The sequence below is a fragment of the Bradyrhizobium sp. JHI2711 genome, from assembly GCF_056156565.1.
Map to the genome: position 1 here is coordinate 1,559,778 of NZ_JBPZPT010000002.1, position 18,042 is coordinate 1,577,819.

17 protein-coding genes are annotated in these 18,042 nt (G+C 65.6%); 9 read left to right on the plus strand and 8 right to left on the minus strand.

From position 1 onward, the window contains the following. Window positions 1-34 precede the first annotated feature (34 nt). The 5 genes from hmuQ to ACTEK7_RS19885 are packed head-to-tail and all read left to right on the plus strand — an operon-like array spanning window position 35 to window position 2,980. Window positions 35-370, plus strand: coding sequence for a heme-degrading protein HmuQ (gene hmuQ / locus ACTEK7_RS19865; RefSeq protein ID WP_035998838.1), 336 nt, complete (start codon window positions 35-37; stop codon window positions 368-370). A gap of 24 nt (window positions 371-394) precedes the next feature. After that, complete coding sequence (gene hutX / locus ACTEK7_RS19870) at window positions 395-910, plus strand: heme utilization cystosolic carrier protein HutX (protein ID WP_035998840.1); 516 nt, start codon at window positions 395-397, stop codon at window positions 908-910. A 23-nt stretch (window positions 911-933) separates the two neighbouring features. Continuing rightward, window positions 934-1,710 (plus strand): tonB-system energizer ExbB, encoded by a 777-nt coding sequence (exbB, locus tag ACTEK7_RS19875; protein WP_035998843.1) that lies wholly within the window; start codon window positions 934-936, stop codon window positions 1,708-1,710. A gap of 2 nt (window positions 1,711-1,712) precedes the next feature. Further along, entirely contained in the window at window positions 1,713-2,153 is a 441-nt protein-coding gene (gene exbD / locus ACTEK7_RS19880) for a TonB system transport protein ExbD (RefSeq protein ID WP_225146472.1), read from the plus strand. Next, window positions 2,153-2,980 (plus strand): energy transducer TonB family protein, encoded by an 828-nt coding sequence (locus ACTEK7_RS19885; protein WP_225146473.1) that lies wholly within the window; start codon window positions 2,153-2,155, stop codon window positions 2,978-2,980. Before exbD ends, ACTEK7_RS19885 begins: the two co-directional genes overlap by 1 nt. A 60-nt stretch (window positions 2,981-3,040) precedes the next feature. Here ACTEK7_RS19885 and ACTEK7_RS19890 read toward each other — a convergent pair whose 3' ends face one another. The 5 genes from ACTEK7_RS19890 to ACTEK7_RS19910 form a co-directional block, all read right to left on the minus strand. After that, entirely contained in the window at window positions 3,041-4,396 is a 1,356-nt protein-coding gene (locus ACTEK7_RS19890; protein WP_225146474.1) for an esterase-like activity of phytase family protein, read from the minus strand. An 84-nt stretch (window positions 4,397-4,480) separates the two neighbouring features. Then, the gene (locus tag ACTEK7_RS19895) at window positions 4,481-5,380 is read right to left on the minus strand and encodes a carbohydrate ABC transporter permease (RefSeq protein WP_035998862.1); all 900 of its coding nucleotides are present in this window, start codon (window positions 5,378-5,380) and stop codon (window positions 4,481-4,483) included. Further along, window positions 5,373-6,329 carry a carbohydrate ABC transporter permease gene (locus ACTEK7_RS19900; protein WP_035998865.1) on the minus strand — a complete coding sequence of 319 codons (957 nt, stop codon included), beginning with the start codon at window positions 6,327-6,329 and terminating at the stop codon, window positions 5,373-5,375. The genes ACTEK7_RS19895 and ACTEK7_RS19900 overlap by 8 nt, the downstream gene beginning before the upstream one ends. A gap of 143 nt (window positions 6,330-6,472) precedes the next feature. Further along, window positions 6,473-7,813, minus strand: coding sequence for an ABC transporter substrate-binding protein (locus ACTEK7_RS19905; protein WP_225146475.1), 1,341 nt, complete (start codon window positions 7,811-7,813; stop codon window positions 6,473-6,475). Window positions 7,814-7,898: 85 nt separating this feature from the next. Next, entirely contained in the window at window positions 7,899-8,942 is a 1,044-nt protein-coding gene (locus ACTEK7_RS19910; protein ID WP_225146476.1) for a C-terminal binding protein, read from the minus strand. Window positions 8,943-9,196: 254 nt separating this feature from the next. On the opposite strand from ACTEK7_RS19910, the gene ACTEK7_RS19915 reads away from it, so the two are divergent. Then, complete coding sequence (locus tag ACTEK7_RS19915; RefSeq protein ID WP_225146477.1) at window positions 9,197-10,882, plus strand: methyl-accepting chemotaxis protein; 1,686 nt, start codon at window positions 9,197-9,199, stop codon at window positions 10,880-10,882. 120 nt (window positions 10,883-11,002) lie between these two features. Here the strand turns inward: ACTEK7_RS19915 and ACTEK7_RS19920 are convergent, their stop codons facing one another. Next, window positions 11,003-11,980, minus strand: coding sequence for a Bug family tripartite tricarboxylate transporter substrate binding protein (locus ACTEK7_RS19920; RefSeq protein WP_225146478.1), 978 nt, complete (start codon window positions 11,978-11,980; stop codon window positions 11,003-11,005). A 96-nt stretch (window positions 11,981-12,076) separates the two neighbouring features. Beyond that, the gene (locus ACTEK7_RS19925) at window positions 12,077-13,012 is read right to left on the minus strand and encodes a DMT family transporter (RefSeq protein WP_036022066.1); all 936 of its coding nucleotides are present in this window, start codon (window positions 13,010-13,012) and stop codon (window positions 12,077-12,079) included. Between the two features lie 104 nt (window positions 13,013-13,116). Between ACTEK7_RS19925 and ACTEK7_RS19930 the strand changes: the two genes are divergently transcribed. Then, window positions 13,117-13,506 (plus strand): DUF1330 domain-containing protein, encoded by a 390-nt coding sequence (locus ACTEK7_RS19930; RefSeq protein WP_225171473.1) that lies wholly within the window; start codon window positions 13,117-13,119, stop codon window positions 13,504-13,506. 194 nt (window positions 13,507-13,700) lie between these two features. Here the strand turns inward: ACTEK7_RS19930 and ACTEK7_RS19935 are convergent, their stop codons facing one another. Continuing rightward, window positions 13,701-14,633 carry a DMT family transporter gene (locus ACTEK7_RS19935; RefSeq protein WP_035998893.1) on the minus strand — a complete coding sequence of 311 codons (933 nt, stop codon included), beginning with the start codon at window positions 14,631-14,633 and terminating at the stop codon, window positions 13,701-13,703. A gap of 422 nt (window positions 14,634-15,055) precedes the next feature. Between ACTEK7_RS19935 and ACTEK7_RS19940 the strand changes: the two genes are divergently transcribed. Beyond that, on the plus strand, window positions 15,056-16,348 hold the full coding sequence (locus tag ACTEK7_RS19940; protein WP_035998896.1) for an adenylosuccinate synthase: 1,293 nt from the start codon (window positions 15,056-15,058) through the stop codon (window positions 16,346-16,348). Window positions 16,349-16,385: 37 nt separating this feature from the next. Beyond that, the gene (locus ACTEK7_RS19945) at window positions 16,386-17,972 is read left to right on the plus strand and encodes a hypothetical protein (RefSeq protein ID WP_225146479.1); all 1,587 of its coding nucleotides are present in this window, start codon (window positions 16,386-16,388) and stop codon (window positions 17,970-17,972) included. Window positions 17,973-18,042: the final 70 nt, after the last annotated feature.

Sequence of the window (18,042 nt, forward strand, 5' to 3'; positions counted from 1 at the left end):
ATTGCCGATCTACAAGTCACAGGAGAAAAGTCGAATGTTCATCGCCATGAATCGCTTCCAGGTGAAGCCCGGCTCGGAAGCCGCGTTCGAAACCGTCTGGCGGACCCGTGAGTCCTATCTCGGCAGCATGGCGGGGTTCGTCGAATTCCATCTGCTCAAGGGGCCGGTCGCCGAGGACCACACGCTGTATTCCTCGCATACCGTGTGGGTCGACAAAGCGGCTTTCGAGGCCTGGACGCGCTCGGAGGAATTCCGCCGCGCTCATGCGCGCGCCGACAACAAGACCGGCGAGAGCCTCTATCTCGGTCACCCCAAGTTCGAAGGTTTCGAGGTCATCATGACCGAGCGCAAGGCGAGCGCGGCCGCTTGAGGCGCCGGGGTTGAGGAGCCAGATATGCTGAGCACCGATCTCGCCGACCTCAAGGCGCATATGGCGGACAATCCGGGTGCCGTGATCGAGGACGTCGCGCGCGAGCGCAGCGCCACGCCGCGCGCGGTGATCGAGGCGTTGCCGCCGTCAATGGTGCGCATCGGGAGCGGCGAACATTTTGCCGCCGCCATGCAGGACATCGCGGAATGGGGCGAGGTCACGCTGATCGTCCACACCGATGATGCGATCTTCGAGTTCACCGGGACCATTCCCGCGGGCGAGATCGGCCGCGGCTATTTCAACCTGATGCAGCCAAAGGGCCTGCACGGCCATCTCCGCCACGAGCGCTGCGCGGGAATTGCCTTCGTCGAGCGGCCCTTCATGGGCAAGTCCTCGGCCTTCGTCGCCTTCGTGAACGCCGACGGCGGCATCATGTTCAAGGTCTTCGTCGGCCGCGACGAGACGAGGGCGCTGCGGGCGGATCAGCTGGCGCGGTTCCGGCGGCTCGCGGACCGGATCGCGGCGAAGCTTTCGGCGTGAGTTCCATTTGTCGGGAGATCAGGATGCAGAGCAATTCCACGCTAGGGCACGTGATCCTCACAATCGCACTGGCGCTCGTGCCGGCGCCGGCCTTTGCGATCGACGCGGCGCTGTTGCCGCGCAATCTGTCGCCCTGGGGCATGTTCCTCGGTGCCGACATCGTCGTGAAGGTCGTGATGGTCGGGCTTGCCGTTGCCTCGCTGGCGACATGGACGGTCTGGCTCGCCAAGACCATCGAGCTGCGTCGCAAGGGCTCGCTCGCCTTGCAGCGGACGCGCACCCTCGAAGGCAACATGACGCTGGCCGAGGCATCCGCGCGGACCGGCGACGCCCGCGACGCAGTCGCGCAGCTGATTCAGTCCTGCGCCAGGGAGGCCGAGCTCTCCGGCGGCATTCTCGACGACGGCCTGCAGGAGCGCGTCGCGTTGCGGCTGGAGCGGGTCGAGGCGGCGATGTCCAGGCAGATCGCGCGCGGCACCGGCGTGCTCGCGACCATCGGCGCCATCGCGCCGTTCGTCGGTCTGTTCGGCACCGTCTGGGGCATCATGAATTCCTTCATCGGCATCTCCGAGAGCCACACCACCAGTCTGGCGGTGGTCGCGCCCGGCATTGCCGAAGCGTTGCTCGCGACCGCGCTCGGTCTCGTCGCCGCGATTCCGGCGGTGGTGATCTACAATCACCTCGTCCGCGGCATTGCCAATTACCGCGCTTTGCTCGGCGACGCCTCGGCGCAGCTCATGCTGCTGGTGAGCCGCCAGCGCGACCACAGCCATTTCCGTCTGGCGCGGGCAGCGGAGTAGCCATGGCCGTCAAGCTCGGAACATCGAAGCTCGGCTCGCGCGGCGAGACGAGGGATTTCGACGTCACCCACGAGATCAACGTCACGCCGTTCATCGACGTGATGCTGGTGCTCCTGATCATCTTCATGGTGGCCGCACCGCTCGCCACCGTCGACATCGGCGTCGATCTCCCGGCGACCGCCGCCGAGCCGGCACCGCGGCCCGACAAGCCGGTCTTCGTCACCGTCAAGCCGGATCTTTCGATCGCCGTGGGTGAGGATATCGTCGCTCGCGACGGGCTCAGCACCTCGCTCGATGCGGCCACCAGGGGCCGCAAGGACGAGCGCATCTATCTGCGCGCGGACAAGGCCGTCTCCTATGGCGACCTGATGGAGGTGATGAATACCTTGCGCAATGCCGGCTATCTCAAGGTCGCACTGGTCGGCCTCGACGGACGCAGCTGATGACCGCGAACGCCTTTGCCCTGCACCAGCCGGTCGACGAGCGGGAGGGTGCGCGCTGGGGGGCCTCGGCGGCGATGATCGTGGCGTTGCATCTCGGCGCCGCGTTGCTTGCAACGAGCTGGCTGAAGCAGGTGCCGGACGAGGGCGTCAACATGCCGGCCATCCTGATCGACATGACGCCGGAGACTTCGGCACCGCAGTCGACGCCGCTGGACATCGCGCCGGGACCGATGATGCAGCAGGCGGATGCGTCACCGCCCGAGCCGGTGCAGCAGCAGGCTGTCGAGGAAATGATCCCGCCGACACCGCCGCAGGAGCGGCCGGAGGTGTTGGCTCCACCGGAACAGAAGCTCGAGCCGAGCCCGCCGCAGCCCGAGCCCGCGAAAGTTGTGCCCGTGGAGAAGCCCGCCCCGGCGAAGCCCAAGGCGGTCCGCCTCGACGCCCGGAAGCCGTCGGATGCCCTTCCGGCGCCGCGCACCAGCGCACCGCCGCGCGCGGAGCGGCAGGCTCCGCTGGCCTCTGCCGTCAATGCCGGCTCGCTCGCGTCTGCGATGGCGACCTATTATCAGCGCGTCCGCGCGCATCTCATGCGCTTCCACCAGTATCCGACGAGCGCGAATGGCCAGAGGGGCGTGGTCAAGGTGAGCTTCACGCTCGGCCGTAACGGTCAGGTATTGTCCAGCCGCCTCGGCGGCTCCTCGGGCGTCGCAGCGCTCGATGCCCAGGCGATGGCCATGGTGCGCCAGGCCCAACCATTCCCGCCGGTGCCGGCCGAGATCAGTTATGCAACCATACCCATCAACGTCCCGGTGATTTTCGGGAAGTAGCCATGGGCAATGACTCTCCCTCCCGCGGAAAAGCGGGAGGGAGAGAGAGCGAGCCTCGCCTCACTTCGCCTTCAGGAAATCCGCGACCTCGAGCAGCACGAACTCGTTGTCGTCGGCCTTGTTGGGATCGCGGCTGGAGGAGAACGGCAGGTTGTTGTCGTTGCCGACGATGATGTGGGTGTCGTCGACGCGATCGACGTTCTCGATGGTGAAGAACGGGAAGGTGTAGACGCCGTCGTTGAGCGGCTTCCGCGCCTTCTTGTCGGGATCCCTGATCTTCATCAGGTCGATATAGCCGATCTTGCGCACGGGCTTGCCGACATTGGCGTCGGTCAGCTCGATCTTGTAGACGCGCTTGAACTTGGCGAGGTCGGGGAAGCAGTTCTCGCCGCGCTGGCCTTGCGGGCAGGCCTTGTCGGCGGTGCCCTCGCCATTGTCGCGCTCGATGACGAGGCCGGAGGCCTGGTCGATCATGTTGAAGTCGCCGATGGCGTTGCCGTTCTGCTCGAACACATAGTGCCAGTAGCGGCCGGTGAATTTCTCGGCGGCGACGTCGAATTCGAGGATGCGCGAGGCTTCCTTGCCGTCGACCTTCTCCCAGTCCTTCTTGTCGGCATCCCACAGCGGTCCCTCGAGCAGGCCGTAGAGGAACTTGCCGTCTTTGGACGCGGCGAAGCCCTCATAGCCCTTGGAGCGGCGGAGATTGACATTGGTGTAGGTCGCGCCCGGCGCGGCCGGCGTCCCCGCCGCCCAATTGTCGGGCGAGCGCACCGGCTTGCCGTCGGCGACCGTATCGAACACGCCGAGGATTTTGCCTGACTTGTCCGCCTTCAGGACATAGGGGCCGAACTCGTCGCCGATCCAGAAGGTGTCGCCGACGATCTGGAAACCTTCGGTGTCGAAATCGGAGCCGGTGAGATAGCGCTTCTGGGTGTCCTCATGCACGATGCGGAAGGGGACGCGTCTGTCGGGGTCGTGCAGGAAGATGGTCTCCAGCCGCTCCATCTTGCCGCTGGCCCAGTCCATCTTGTAGCGGTTGAGGTACAGCATCGAATCCGGCGAGTTGGCGCGCGCGCCCATGCCGTTGTCGGTGAGGACCCAGAACGTGCCGTCGGGCATGGTCTTGATGCCGGAATGGCCTTGCAGCGGCTGGCCCTTGAACGGCAGCGACACGCCGGTCGGACGCTCGAAGGACTTGCCCATCACGGTGCCGAGCGCGTCGACCCGCTTGCCGGTGGTATATTTGCCCGCCGCCTTGAGATCGGCGGGGGCATCAGCCGGCGCCTGGATGAAGGTTTCGGCCGGCATCACCGCGTGGCCGGCGAGCTTGGCGGGGAATTCGCCCTCGCTCTGCGCGAGCGCTGTGCTCGCGGTGAGAATGATCGTGGCGACGGTGCAAAGAAAAGTCGCGCGCATGTGCGTCTCCTGTTGGCGGACGCAACGCTTATGCGGATCGCATGTTGCAGTATTGTGAAGCCTGGCCAAAGGCCGCAGCTTCGTCTACTCCTTCACCGCACCCGTCAGCGAAGAGACGTAGTAATCCACGAATAGCGAGTAAAAGATCGCGACCGGGAGCGAGCCGAGCAGCGATCCCGCCATCAGCGCACCCCATTGATAGACGTCGCCGGTGACGAGCTCGGTCAGGATCGCGACCGGCACGGTCTTGTTGGCGCCGCTCTGGATGAAGGCCAGCGCGTAGATGAACTCGTTCCAGGACAGCGTGAAGGAGAAGATGCCGGCCGAGATCAGGCCGGGCACTGCGAGCGGCAGCGTGATCCGGCGCAGGATCTGCAGCCGCGTGGCGCCGTCGACCAGCGCGCATTCCTCGAGCTCGTAAGGAATCGACTTGAAATAGCCGATCAGGAGCCAGGTGCAGAACGGCACCAGGAAGGTCGGATAGACCAGAATTAGGGCCAGCGGCGAGTCGAACAGGCCGAATTGCACGACGACTGTCGCGAGCGGAATGAACAGGATCGAGGGCGGCACCAGATAGGCGAGATAGATGCCGAGGCCGACATAGGGACTGCCGCGGAAGCGCAGGCGCTCGATCGCGTAGGCCGCCAGCGTGCTCGCGATCAGCGACAGCGTGGTCGAGCCGATCGCGACCAGCATCGTCGTCTTCAGCCATTGCGGATAGGCGGTGTTGAACAACAGATGCTTGATGTGCGCCAGGGTCGGCGAGGAGATCCAGAACGGGTTGTTGTCCCGGTAGTTCATCAGCTCCGCGTTCGGCTTGAACGAGGTGATCGCCATCCAATAGAACGGAAACAGCAGGATCAGAACGAAGCAGCCGAGCGGCAGGTAGATCATCATCAGCCGCCGCAGCCCGGAATCCCAGGCCATGGTGTCGGGCGGCGCTTTTGCGTCCGCGACGGTCGATTGCGCGACGGTTTCAGTCATTGGCCTCTCCCTGCTGCCATTTGCGGCGTGCTAGGCCGAAATAGGAGAACAGCGTCGCGAACACCAGGAACGGGATCATCGACACCGCGATCGCCGCGCCTTCGCCGAGCTCGCCGCCGGCGATGCCGCGCTGGAACGCCAGCGTCGCCAGCAAATGCGTCGAGTTCACCGGACCGCCGCGGGTAATGGCGTAGACCAGCTGGAAGTCAGTGAAGGTGAAGATGATCGAGAACGTCATGACGATGGCGAGGATCGGCAGCATCATCGGGAAGGTGATGTAGCGGAAGCGCTGCCAGGCGCTGGCGCCGTCCAGCATCGCGGCCTCGTAGAGCGAGGGCGAGATGGTCTGCAAGCCCGCCAGCAGCGAGATCGCGACGAAGGGAATGCCGCGCCAGATGTTGGCGGCGATCAGCGAGAACCGCGCCGGCCAGGGCGAGCCGAGGAAGTCGATATTGCTGTCCCGCCAATGCAGCACGTCGACCAGCAGGTAGGAGATGATCGAGAACTGCGGATCGTAGATCCACCAGAATGCCAGCGCCGACAGCACGGTCGGCACGATCCAGGGCAGCAGCACGATGGCGCGCAGCAGGCTCTTGAACGGGAAATGGTTGTTGAGCAGCAGGGCGAGCCAGAAGCCGAGCGCGAATTTTCCGAAGGTCGCCACGGCCGTGTAGAACACGCTGTAGAACACCGCGTTCCACCACAAGGGATCCGTGAGCAGGTACTGGAAATTCTCGATCCCGACATAGATGCCGCGACGGCCGATCGTGGTGTCGGTGAAGGCGAGCCAGACGCCGAGGCCGAGCGGGTAGGTCAGGAATACCGTGAGCAGCCCGAGCGCGGGCGCGAGGCACATCACGATCAGGAACGGCTTGTAGTCGAACAGGCGCACGATCCAGTTCGGCTGTCGTTGCGCCAGTGCGTGGGAGGAGAGGGTGGTCACGGACATAGATTGGTTTGTCCCGGTCTGAAGTGTCACGACACCGTCATTGCGAGCGAAGCGAAGCAATCCAGTCTGTCTCCGCAGTGATCGTCTGGATTGCTTCGTCGCAAGTGCTCCTCGCAATGACGGCGGCTCTGTCGTCGTCGCTCTTACCGCTGTCGCCGGAAGTAGCGCTTGCAGCGCTGCTCGGCTTCCGCAGCCGCGGCCTCCGGCGTGGCGGCACCTGTGGCGACGGACGCGCACATCTGAATCAGCACGTAATCGGCGCTGACTGCGCCGGTGGCCGTCGAGATCGGCCCCTTGTAGCCGTCATAGTAAGTGCTGTTCATCGTGTTCTTGAACAAGCTCACCTTCGGATCCTGCGACCACACGGCAGCCTCGGCATAGGCGGCCAGCGGCTGGGACCAGTAGCCGGAATTGGCATTGAGCCACGGCTCGTATTGGTCCTTCTCCAGCATGTATTGCAGGAAGGCCTTGGCGGCATTGGGGTACGGGCTGTGCTTGAACGCCATGGCGTTCAATGTCAGGCCCGCCATCGGCGAGACCTTGGCGAGGCCCTTGGGCAGCAGCTGATGCTCGCTGTCCTCGGCGATGGACTTGGTGGCCGGGTCGTTCTTCAGCGAGAAGTACAGTGAGACGCCGTTGGCCGTCAGCGCGATCTCCTGCGAGGAATAGGCGCGGTTGTTGCTGACGTCATTCCAGGACGGCGTGCCGGCGATGAAGGTCGGATACAGCTCCTTGACCCAGTTGAGTGCGGCGATCGTCTCCTTGCTGTTGATGGTGACGTTGCCCTCCTCGTCGAGCAGCGAGGCGTTGTGCGACCACAGCGCCCAGTTGGCGAAGCCGTTGCCGTCGCCCTTGGCGTTGCCGAGTGCGAAGCCGGCCGGCTTGCCGGCCTTTTGCAGCTTGCGGCAGAGGTCGAGCACGCCGGCATGATCTTCCGGAACCTTGTCGAAGCCGACCGATTGCAGGACCGACTTGCGGTAGATCAGGGGACCTGCGGTGGCGCCGAACGGCAGTCCGATCCAGGACTCGCTCTTGTTCTTCTTGCCGTAGCGTTGCGCCAGCGGCAGCCAGCCGCCGTACTTCTTGCCGAGATAGTCGGCGACGTCGGTGAGCTCGATCAGCTTGTCGATGTAGATGTGAGGCGCGTCGGAGAAGCCGATGATGATGTCGGGGCCGGCGCCGGAATTCGAGGTCACCGCGGTCTGCTGGTTGATGTCCTCCCAGCCGACGAAGTCGACCTTGACCTCGACCCCGGTGTCCTTGGTGAACTTTGCCGCATTGGCGCGGAACACGTCCTCGTCCGCCTGGACGAAGCGCACCGGGCGCAGCATGCGCAAGGACGCGCCCTTTTCGATCTCGCGCTTGGGTGCCGGGACGTCGGCAGCCTTGATAGCGGACGTTTGCGCTGCAGCACCGGTGGCCGCGAGCGTTGCAGCGGACAGGCCCAGCGCCAAGGCATCACGACGTGTGATGTCGTTCCTCATCAGTACCTCCCTATGATGTCTCCCTTCCCGGCGTTGATCGCCGGTGAAGGGGCCGTTTGGTCCTTGGCGCCTTCGCGCCGCCCGCCTAGCTGTTCGGCCCGCGGTCCATGCTGACGGGCTGCCAGCGGCGGAGCGCGGTGTTCTGCAGCACCGACGGATTGACGCAGCTTACCGGCCACATGCCCTGGAGCACCAGTGACAATTCGTAGCCCACCCGGCGCTTGCGCGCTTCGTCGAACCGTGCCGAGGCCGAGGCGACATGGGCGGTCAGGGTCACGTTCTCCATGCCGAGGAGGGGATTGTTGTGCGAGGGCGGCTCCTTTTCCAGCACGTCGAGGGCGGCGTGCGCGATCCAGCCCTCCTGCAGCGCCTTGATCAGGCTCTCCTCGTCCACGGTGGCACCGCGGCCGGTGTTGATGAAGATCGAGCCTTTCTTCATCTGTCGGAAGTGCTTCTCGGTCAGCATGTGGTGCACCTCGGGCCGCGCCGGGGCATGCATCGAGACGAAGTCGGATTGCGACAGCACCTCGTTCAGCGTCGCCGGGATCACGCCGTGTTCGTACATCAGCGTTTCCTGGATGAAGGGATCGTAGGCCATCATGCGCAGGCCGAAAGGCGCGGCGCGTTTCGCGACCGCACGCGCAACCCGGCCGAACGAGATGAAGCCAAGCGTCTGGCCCATCAGCCTCGGGATTTTCAGCAGCGCCGGCCGGCCCTCGGCCCAGCGGCCGTCGCGCACCATGCGGTCCTGCTCGACCAGGCGGCGGAAGCCGGCGAGCAGCAGCATCATGGCGTGGTCGGCGACCTCCTCGATGAAGGTGTCGGGAATGTTGGTGACCGGAATGCCGCGGGCCGTGGCGGCCTTGACGTCGACACTGTCGACGCCGACCGAGCCGAGCGTGATCACCTTGCAGCTCTCGAGCGCGTCGATGATGGTCTTGGTGATCGGGATGCCCTTGGCGTAGATCGCGTCGGCATTCTTCGCGGCGGCGATGAACCCCGCCTCGTCGGCGGGCCCCTCGACGATCTCGGCATCGATCGGATCGAGCGCCTCGCGCTCATAGGAATAATCGCTGCCCGCGACGGTGAAGCTCGCACCCTTCGGCGTCACCACCCTGTATTTCGGCATTATCTGCTCCCGATTTGGTTTCTTGTTGCGCCCCGCCTCGACGGGCGGGCCTTTGCGTCTTTTACGCGAAATCCGGGCGAGTGCGTACAATTCACGGTTGTTGCGGGCGAGGTATATTTCCGCTTTTCCGTGCAAGCCCCGGGGCTTCTACGGAGGTGCGTAAGTAACTTGCTAAGGGCTCCGCCACTAAGACTTGATTCGAATTTGATCGATCTCGTCGTGCGCCTGTACCCCATCATTGCCGGAGCTAACCTGTGAAGTTGAGCAATCTGAAGATCGCCCCGAAGCTTGGCATTCTCGTCGGCGTCACGCTGTTCGGCCTCTGCATCTCCGGAGTTCTCGCCGGCTATCTGATGAAGCGCGAGATGGTAAATGCGCGCATCGACCAGGCCAAGGCGATCGTCGAGCTGGCGCGCAACTATGCCGCCGCGTTGAAGAAGCGCGTCGATGCCGGCGAGATGACGAAGGACGCCGCGATGGCCGAGCTTCGCCGCTACGGCAACGCGATGACCTATGACAAGGGTGCCGGCTACCTGTTCGGCACGTCCTATGACGGTCTCACCCAGCTTGCGCCCGATCCGAAGGTGATCGGCACCAACCGAATGGACGTCGTGACCAACGGCCGCAAGCTGTCGCTGGAATTGATGAACGGCGTCAAGGCCAACGGCGAGATCCTGCTTCACTATGAATATATGAAGCCCGGCCAGGAAACGCCGATCCGCAAGATCGGTTACGCCGTCGCGGTCCCCGGCTTCGATATGTATCTCGGCACCGGCGCCTATCTGGATGACATCGACGCCAAGATGGGTCCGGTCTACTGGCTGCTCGGCCTGGCGGTGCTCGGCATCGTCATCGTTGCCGGCAGCGTCGCCTGGATGATCGGCCGCAGCATCAGTGCTCCGCTCGGGCTGCTCGGCACCCGGATGCGGGAGCTGGCCGACGGCAAGCTCGAAGGCGACATCCCCGGCTTCGGTCGTGGCGACGAGATCGGCGCGATGGCATCGACCGTGCAGATCTTCAAGGACAACGCGATCCGCATCCGCGACCTCGAGAAGACCGACGCGGACGCCAAGGAACGCGCCGCGGCGGATCGCCGCAGCGCCATGGAGGAGATCGCCAACGATTTCGAGCGCAGCGTCAACGGCATCGTCCGCTCGGTCTCCTCGGCCGCAGCCGGCATGCAGACCACGGCGCAATCGATGACCGCGACCGCCAGCGATGCCTCCTCGCGCGCGGCGACCGTCGGTGCCGCCTCGCAGAAGGCGTCCGGCAATGTTGGCACCGTTGCGGCCGCCGCCGAAGAGCTGTCGAGCTCGGTTGCGGAAATCTCCCGCCAGGTGACACGCTCGACTGAAGTTGCGAGCCGTGCCGTCAGCGATGCCGAGCGCACCAACGCCACGGTGCAGGAACTCTCCACCGGTGCCGAGAAGATCGGCGAGGTGGTCAAGCTCATTCACTCGATCGCGGCACAGACCAACCTGCTCGCGCTCAACGCCACCATCGAGGCGGCGCGTGCCGGCGAGTCCGGCCGCGGCTTCGCCGTCGTCGCCTCCGAGGTCAAGGCGCTCGCCAACCAGACCGCGAAGGCGACCGAGGAGATCTCCGCCCAGGTCGCGGCGATGCAGACCTCGACCAGCGACGCGGTGTCGGCCATCTCCGGCATCACCCAGACGATCGCCGAGATGAGCGAGATCACCGCCGGCATTTCCGCATCGATCGAGCAGCAGGGCGAGGCGACGCGCGAGATCGCCCGCAACATCCAGTCGGTCGCGGCCGGCTCGAGTGAAATCAACGCCCATATCGGCAGCGTCACCTCGGCCGCCGAAGCGACCGGCAGCGCGGCCAGCGATGTGCTCACCAACGCCCGCGAGCTGGACACCCAGTCCGGCGCGCTGCGCGATGCCGTCGACGGCTTCCTCGCCAAGGTCCGCGCGGCGTAAATTCTTGCGCTGAATTCGTAGGGTGGGCAAAGACGCGAAGCGTCGTGCCCACCTTTTCTTTTTGAGTACGGTGCGACTCTTCGTGGGCACGCTGCGCTTTGCCCACCCTACGAGACCGTACTACTGCTTCTCGATCTTCGCGTTGGCGATCAGCTTCTCCCACAGCACCAGCTGCTCGTTCACGAAGGTGCCGAGCTGCTCCGGCGTGCCGGAAAAAGCGTCCATGCCGAGCGTGGCGAGCTTGGCCTTGATCTCCGGGTTCTCGATGATCTTGCGGATCTCGGTGTTGAGCCGGGTCACGATCTCCTTCGGCATGCCGGCCGGGCCGAAATAGCCCTGCCAGGACGTGATGTCGAAGTCCGGCACGCCGGCCTCCTGCATCGAGGGCAGGTGTGGCACCAGCGGCGTGCGGTTCTTGGTGGTGACGGCGAGCGCGCGCAGCGCGTTGCCGTTGACATGGGGCAGGCCGGTCAGGATGTCGACGAACATCATCGACACGCGGCCGCCCATGACGTCGTTGAGCGCCGGCGGCGAGCTCTTGTAGGGCACGTGCAGCAGGTCGAGCCCGGCATTGTGCGCGAAGGTCGCGCCCGACACGATCGCCGCCGACGAGCCCGAGGCGTAGCTCAGCTTGCCCGGATTGGCCTTGCCATAGGCCACCAGCTCTCCGACCGTCTTGGCCGGCACCTCGGGATTGATGACCAGCATGAAGGGCAGATCGCCGGTGCGGGCAATCGGGGTGAAATCCTTGACCGGATCGTAAGTGAGGCTCTTGAGCAGATAGGGATTGGCCGAATGCGTCGTGTTGGTCGTCACCAGCAGCGTGTAGCCGTCGGGAGCAGCCTTCGCGACATAGGTCGCGGCAAGCATGCCGTTGGCCCCCGCCTTGTTCTCGATCACGATGGCAACGCCGAGCGCCTGCGACAGATGCTGCGAAATCAGCCGCGTCGTGGTGTCGGTGCCGCTGCCGGCCGCGAAGGGCAGCACCAGCGTGATGTTGCGGCTGGGATAGGTGTCGGCGTGAGCGGTGGATGCTGCCGTGAGGCATAGCGCGGCCGCGGCGACGGTCCGCAGGTTTCGAATCAGCCCTGAAATCATGTCGGTCGTTCCCTCTTTTTGGTTGCGGGGAACCTAGCTTGTCCAAAGGGGAATCGGAAGATGGCTATAGGTCGTGACCGCGTCCGTCGCGCGGAATTATGTCATCGCCGAGCCCCGGCGCGATGCAAGCACGACCCCGGCGAGCACCAGGGCGTAACCGATCAGGTGGAACGGCTGGAGCTTCTCGCCCAGCAGCACGATCGCCAGCGCCGAGCCGAACACCGGCACCAAATGGAAGAACGGCGCCGCCCGGTTCGGCCCGATCAGCGCCACGCCGCGGTTGAAGAAGAGATAGGCGAGGGTGGAGGGGAAGATCAGGATGTAGCCCAGTGTCGCCAGCGTGGTCGCGTCGAATTGCAGCACGCGGCCGCTCGCCGCCTCCCAGATTGCCGTCGGCAGCAGCATCGTCGCGCCGCAGCAGGTGGTGAAGGACAGGAAGGAGAGCTGGTGGATCTTCGGCCGGCGCGGGATGAAGGCCGAGTAGAGCCCGAACGCCACCAGCGAGGAGGCGAACATGATGTCGCCCCTGTTGAAGCTGATGCTTGCCAGCGCCGCGAGGTCGCCGCGCAGGATGATGATCAGCACGCCGAGCAGCGAGATCGCGATGCCGCCGAGTTGCGCGCCGGTCAGCCGCACGCCGAACAGCACCAGCGACCACAGCGCCACGAACAGCGGACCCGCCGACTGGATCAGCAGCGCATTCAGCGCCTCGGTGTATTGCAGCGCCCAGTACGAGATCGCGTTGTTGAAGGCAAAGCCGACCAGCGACAGGAACAGCATCAGGGGCATGCTCTTGCGCAACGCAGGCCAGTCGCGCTTCAGATGCGGCCAGGCGAACGGCAACAGGATCAGGAACACGCCGAACCAGCGGATCGTGGTGATCGTCAGCGGCGGCACATGCGCCCCGACATGGCGCGCGAGCACGATGTTGCCGGCCCAGAACAGCGAGCTCAGGCTGAGCAGCAGATAAGGCTGGTTGTTGAGCCAGCTGGCCGGATTGGCGGCCGGTGGCGCGGGCGAAGCGGTCGTCATGGGCGTTGGATACAACTTGCGCCCGATTGCCGCGATGGCACAAGTCACAGCGCCGCAATGCTACAATGCAGCCGAGCCTTGAGGAGGTGCCATTGGCGGTCAATATGTTGAACATCGAGGGCCTGGAGCGGCTCGATCCGAATGCGCCGGTGGTGATGCTGAACCTGATGCGCTTCCACGCGCGCTCGCTCGATGGCGACGGGTCGGGCTGGGACGCATACTTGCGCTACAGCGCGATCACGGTGCCGATGATCAAGGCGCGCGGCGGCACGCTGCTCTGGACCGGTGAAGCCAAGACAGTCGCACTCGGTCCGCACGCAGGCAACGATTGGGACTTCGTCGCGCTGGTCCATTACCCGTCCGTCTCGGCCTTTCTCGACATGATGACCTCGCAAGCCTACGAGCGCGAAGCCGATCCGCATCGCGTCAACGGCTGCGCCGAGCACGTGATCATTGCGACGAGCGAGGCCTACAGCAAGTTCAAGACGAAGTAGCAGCGCGTGCACTTTTCCCCTCTCCCCTTGTGGGAGAGGGTGGCTCGCCGCGTAGCGGCGAGACGGGTGAGGGGTCTCTCTCCGCGAATCCACTCCCAATTGAATGCGCGGAGACAACCCCTCATCCGGCGCTTCGCGCCACCTTCTCCCACAAGAGGAGAAGGGAGGTGCAGCGAGCGCTTCGATGAAGCCGCCTAACTTGCCTGCTTTCGCGACGCCGCGAACACGCCCGCCAGCACCAATGCGAAACCGATGAAGTGGAACGCCTGCGGGTGCTCGCCCAGAAACGCCATCGCCATGATCGAGCCGAACACCGGCACGACGTGGAAGAACGGTGCGGCGCGGTTGGCGCCGATCAGGCGCACGCCGCGATTGAAGCAGAGATAGGCGAGCGTCGAGGGAAAGACGGCGACGTAGAACAGCGTCAGGAGGTTCGGCCCGTCGAGCTTCATCACCGGGCGAGCGGACAGTTCCCAGATCTCCAGCGGAATGAGACAGGCGGCGCCGCAGCCGAAGGTGAAGGCGAGGAACGAGAGGCCGTGCATCGGCGGCCGCCTCAGTGACAGCACCGAATAGAGCGCGAAGATCAGGAGCGCGAGCAGGAAGATCAGGTCGCCCTTGTTGAAGTCGATGCTCGACAGCGTGGTGAAATCGCCGTGCAGCAGGATGGTCAGCACGCCGCACATCGACAGCAGCACGCCGAAGGCCTGCGCGGCGGTGAGACGAATGCCGAGGATGACCAGCGACCACAGCGCCACAAGCAGCGGCGCGGCCGACTGCAGCAGCAGCGTGTTGAGCGCCTGGGTGTGCTCCAGGGCCCAATATTGCAGCGTGTTGAAGGCGCCGATGCCGGTGACCGAGAGCGTGACCATCAGGCCGAGCTTGCCGCGGATCGCCGGCCAGTCCTGCACGAGGTGCTTGAAGGCGAACGGCAGCACCAGCAGGAAGGCAAAGAACCAGCGCAGGAACGACAGAGTCACCGGCGGAATGTGGCCGGCCGCGAGCCTACCGACAATCGCGTTGCCGGCCCAGCACAGCGCGGTGATGCTGAGCAGCAGGTAAGGCTGGTTGGCGATCCAGCTGTGGCCGGATGTTTCCGCGGGCGTGGTCTGGCCGGTGGCGGACATTGTGATGGTTGAGCCCCGCGTCGAGTACGCCGAGCCCTCCGGCCCGGCGAGGTCCGGGCCGGCTAATCACCCGGCAGGTCCAAAGACACGGAAATCGAGGTTGCATCAACGGGGACGGGCGCATCGCGACCATGCTGGCGGCGAAGGCGGCCTCTCCCGCTTTGGTCGAAGCTGTTGCGCCGGCCCGCCAGGGTTCGGGATTTTCCGCGGATATCAAGGGCTTGGACCGGACGTTGGACCCCGAAAAAGCCCCGTTCTTGCTTGCCTAGAAGGGCTGCTTCCTTTATCCGGTTGGCTGCCTTGCGTGCGGGCGGCTCCGGCTGCCGATTGGGCTGGGCGCAGGCGTGATCCCGGAAGAGTGGGCACCGGTTTTCCGCGAGGATCATGCCTTCTAGAGACAGATTGAACAGGATTACCCGCGAATGGCCAATGTTGTCGTCGTCGGCGCCCAGTGGGGCGACGAAGGGAAGGGCAAGATCGTCGACTGGTTGTCGGAGCAGGCGGATATCGTCGTCCGCTTCCAGGGCGGCCACAATGCCGGCCACACGCTGGTGATCAACGGCAAGACCTACAAGCTCGCGCTGCTGCCCTCCGGCGTGCTGCGCGAGGGCAAGCTGTCGGTGATCGGCAACGGCGTCGTGTTCGATCCCGCCGCTTTCCTCGACGAGGTCGCCAGGCTCAGGTCGCAGGGCGTCGATGTCGGCCCCGACAACCTGCGTGTCGCGGAAAACGTCACGTTGATCCTGCCGCTGCACCGCGAGCTCGACGCGCACCGCGAATCCGCCAGCGCCGCCACCGCGATCGGCACCACCCGCCGCGGCATCGGGCCGGCCTATGAAGACAAGGTCGGCCGCCGTGCCATCCGCCTGATGGATCTGGCCGATCATCAGACGCTGCCACACAAGATCGACCGCCTGCTGGCGCACCACAACGCGCTGCGCCGCGGCCTCAACCTGCCGGAATTCGACGGCGCGGTGATCCTGAAGGAGCTGATGGCGATGGCGCCGCAGCTGCTGCCCTATGCCGAGACGGTCTGGCGGCTGCTCGATATCGAGCGGCGCGCCGGCAAGCGCATGTTGTTCGAGGGCGCGCAAGGCGCGCTGCTCGACGTCGACCACGGCACCTATCCCTACGTCACCTCGTCCAACACGGTGGCGGCGCAGGCCGCGACCGGCGCCGGCCTCGGGCCGGGCGCGGTCGGCTACGTGCTCGGCCTGTGCAAGGCCTACACGACCCGCGTCGGCCAGGGCCCGTTCCCGACCGAGCAGGACAACGAGATCGGCCGCAAGATCGGCGAGCGCGGCCGCGAGTTCGGCACCAATACCGGCCGTCCGCGCCGCTGCGGCTGGTTCGACGCCGTGCTGGTCCGCCAGGCGGTCCGGACCTGCGGCATCAATGGCCTGGCGCTGACCAAGCTCGACATCCTCGACGGCTTCGATTCGATCGAGGTCTGCACCGGCTACAGGCTCGACGGCAAGGAGATCGACCATTTCCCGGCCGGCGAGGGCGCGCAAAGCCGGGTCGAGCCGATCTACGAGACCATCGAGGGCTGGAAGGAGCCGACCGCCAATGCGCGGTCCTGGGCCGACCTGCCGGCGCAGGCCATCAAATATGTCCGGCGGATCGAGGAATTGGTGGGATGTCCGGTCGCGCTGCTTTCCACCAGCCCGGAACGCGAAGATACTATCCTGGTGCAAAATCCGTTTGAGGCTTAACGATATCTTACCGGGACGCGCGTATAGTTGAGTAGAAATGGCTGATTACTATCCGCTGATCGCCCGCGCTATTGCCGCCCTGGACCCCAACGCTCCCGGCGAAAGCCGTCGCGCGCTCTATGAGCGGGCGCGCACGGCCCTGATCGCGCAGCTGCGCAGCGTGCAGCCGCCGCTCTCCGAATCCGAGATCACCCGGGAACGGCTGTCGCTGGAGGAGGCCGTCCGCAAGGTCGAATCGGAGGCCGCCCAGCGGGCCCGCGAGGCCTCGCGTCCCGGTGGCGCCGCCCGCTCCGGCTCGAGTGGCGATGCCTTCCGCCGCGCCAGCACCCGTGCCACCGAGGCCAACCCGGCAGCAGTGCCGCCGCGCACGCGTCCGGCCCCGACGCCGCCGCGCGCCGACCGCCCGTCCTTCAACGTTGATGATCAAGGCGAGGCCCCGCGGCCGCCGCGCGCGCCCCGTTTCGACGCCCCGCGCCCACCTGGCCCCGCCGCCCCGCCGCCGGAGCCGCCGGCCGGCCGCGATCGCCAGGGTGGGCGGCGTCCGCCCGACGTCGGCCCCCCGCCGCCGCTGCCGTCCTCACCCGGCGTGCGCGGCTTCCGCGACATCACGGCCGACGCCAACGATCTCGGCGGTGCCGCCGCGCAGGCCAGCCGCGCCGCGCGCCGCACCTACGCCAACGTGCCCTCGCCCTCGCCGGAATTCGACCGGCTGGAGCCGAGCCTGGAAAACCGCGCCGGCGAGACCGAAGCGCCCTATTCCTACGACGAGTCGATCGAGGAGGCCGAGCGCTACACGCCGCAGCCGTCGTCGCCGCGTCCGCGCATCGCCCCCGATCGCGACGTCAAGAAGCGCGCCCGCACCGGCTCCGCTTTTCCGTTCAAGAGCGCGATTGCCGTCGGCATCGTGCTCATCCTGGTCGGCGCCGGCATCCTCTGGGGCAAGCAACTGGTCCAGATCGTCAACGGCTTTCTCAAGCCGTCCGCGACGCAAGTTGCGGATACGCCGACCCCGGCGCAGCCGCAGAGCAAGCCCAAGATTCCCGATCGCGTCGGTCAGCCCTCGGCGGACCAGCCGGTCGCGCCGGTGGCGCAGAAGGTCGTGCTCTACGACGAGGATCCGTCCGATCCGAAGGGCAAGCAATATGTCGGCTCGGTGGTGTGGCGGCTCGAGCCGATCAAGGCCTCGGGCAACCAGAAGGCCGACGTCGCCGTGCGCGCCGACATCGAGATTCCCGACCGCAAATTCAAGATGACGATGTCGTTCCGCCGCAACACCGATTCCTCGTTGCCGGCGAGCCACACGGCGGAGCTGACCTTCATCCTGCCGCAGGATTTCCCCGGCGGCAGCGTCTCCAACGTGCCGGGCATCTTGATGAAGTCGAACGAGCAGGCCCGCGGCACGCCGCTCGCCGGCCTCGCGGTCAAGGTCACCGACGGCTTCTTCCTGGTCGGCCTCTCCAATGTCGACGCCGACCGCGCCCGCAACGTCCAGCTCCTGAAGGAGCGCTCCTGGTTCGACGTGCCGCTGGTCTACGCCAACCAGCGCCGTGCCATCATCGCCATCGAGAAGGGCGCCCCCGGCGAGCGCGCCTTCAACGACGCCTTCGCGCAGTGGGGCGATTAAGGCTCTTCTGTCATTCCGGGGCGCGCGTAGCGCGAACCCGGAATCCATTTCACCGCGTCACATGCCGCCC

What these genes read in the sequence shown, in the direction of transcription:
- hmuQ (WP_035998838.1), top strand. Translation starts at nt 35, where the DNA reads ATGTTCATCGCCATGAATCGCTTCCAGGTGAAGCCCGGCTCGGAAGCC.
- ACTEK7_RS19920 (WP_225146478.1), bottom strand. Translation starts at nt 11,980, where the DNA reads ATGATTTCAGGGCTGATTCGAAACCTGCGGACCGTCGCCGCGGCCGCG.
- ACTEK7_RS19910 (WP_225146476.1), bottom strand. Translation starts at nt 8,942, where the DNA reads ATGCCGAAATACAGGGTGGTGACGCCGAAGGGTGCGAGCTTCACCGTC.
- ACTEK7_RS19935 (WP_035998893.1), bottom strand. Translation starts at nt 14,633, where the DNA reads ATGTCCGCCACCGGCCAGACCACGCCCGCGGAAACATCCGGCCACAGC.
- ACTEK7_RS19925 (WP_036022066.1), bottom strand. Translation starts at nt 13,012, where the DNA reads ATGACGACCGCTTCGCCCGCGCCACCGGCCGCCAATCCGGCCAGCTGG.
- ACTEK7_RS19905 (WP_225146475.1), bottom strand. Translation starts at nt 7,813, where the DNA reads ATGAGGAACGACATCACACGTCGTGATGCCTTGGCGCTGGGCCTGTCC.
- ACTEK7_RS19895 (WP_035998862.1), bottom strand. Translation starts at nt 5,380, where the DNA reads ATGACTGAAACCGTCGCGCAATCGACCGTCGCGGACGCAAAAGCGCCG.
- exbD (WP_225146472.1), top strand. Translation starts at nt 1,713, where the DNA reads ATGGCCGTCAAGCTCGGAACATCGAAGCTCGGCTCGCGCGGCGAGACG.
- ACTEK7_RS19940 (WP_035998896.1), top strand. Translation starts at nt 15,056, where the DNA reads ATGGCCAATGTTGTCGTCGTCGGCGCCCAGTGGGGCGACGAAGGGAAG.
- ACTEK7_RS19945 (WP_225146479.1), top strand. Translation starts at nt 16,386, where the DNA reads ATGGCTGATTACTATCCGCTGATCGCCCGCGCTATTGCCGCCCTGGAC.
- ACTEK7_RS19930 (WP_225171473.1), top strand. Translation starts at nt 13,117, where the DNA reads ATGTTGAACATCGAGGGCCTGGAGCGGCTCGATCCGAATGCGCCGGTG.
- exbB (WP_035998843.1), top strand. Translation starts at nt 934, where the DNA reads ATGCAGAGCAATTCCACGCTAGGGCACGTGATCCTCACAATCGCACTG.
- ACTEK7_RS19890 (WP_225146474.1), bottom strand. Translation starts at nt 4,396, where the DNA reads ATGCGCGCGACTTTTCTTTGCACCGTCGCCACGATCATTCTCACCGCG.
- hutX (WP_035998840.1), top strand. Translation starts at nt 395, where the DNA reads ATGCTGAGCACCGATCTCGCCGACCTCAAGGCGCATATGGCGGACAAT.
- ACTEK7_RS19885 (WP_225146473.1), top strand. Translation starts at nt 2,153, where the DNA reads ATGACCGCGAACGCCTTTGCCCTGCACCAGCCGGTCGACGAGCGGGAG.
- ACTEK7_RS19900 (WP_035998865.1), bottom strand. Translation starts at nt 6,329, where the DNA reads ATGTCCGTGACCACCCTCTCCTCCCACGCACTGGCGCAACGACAGCCG.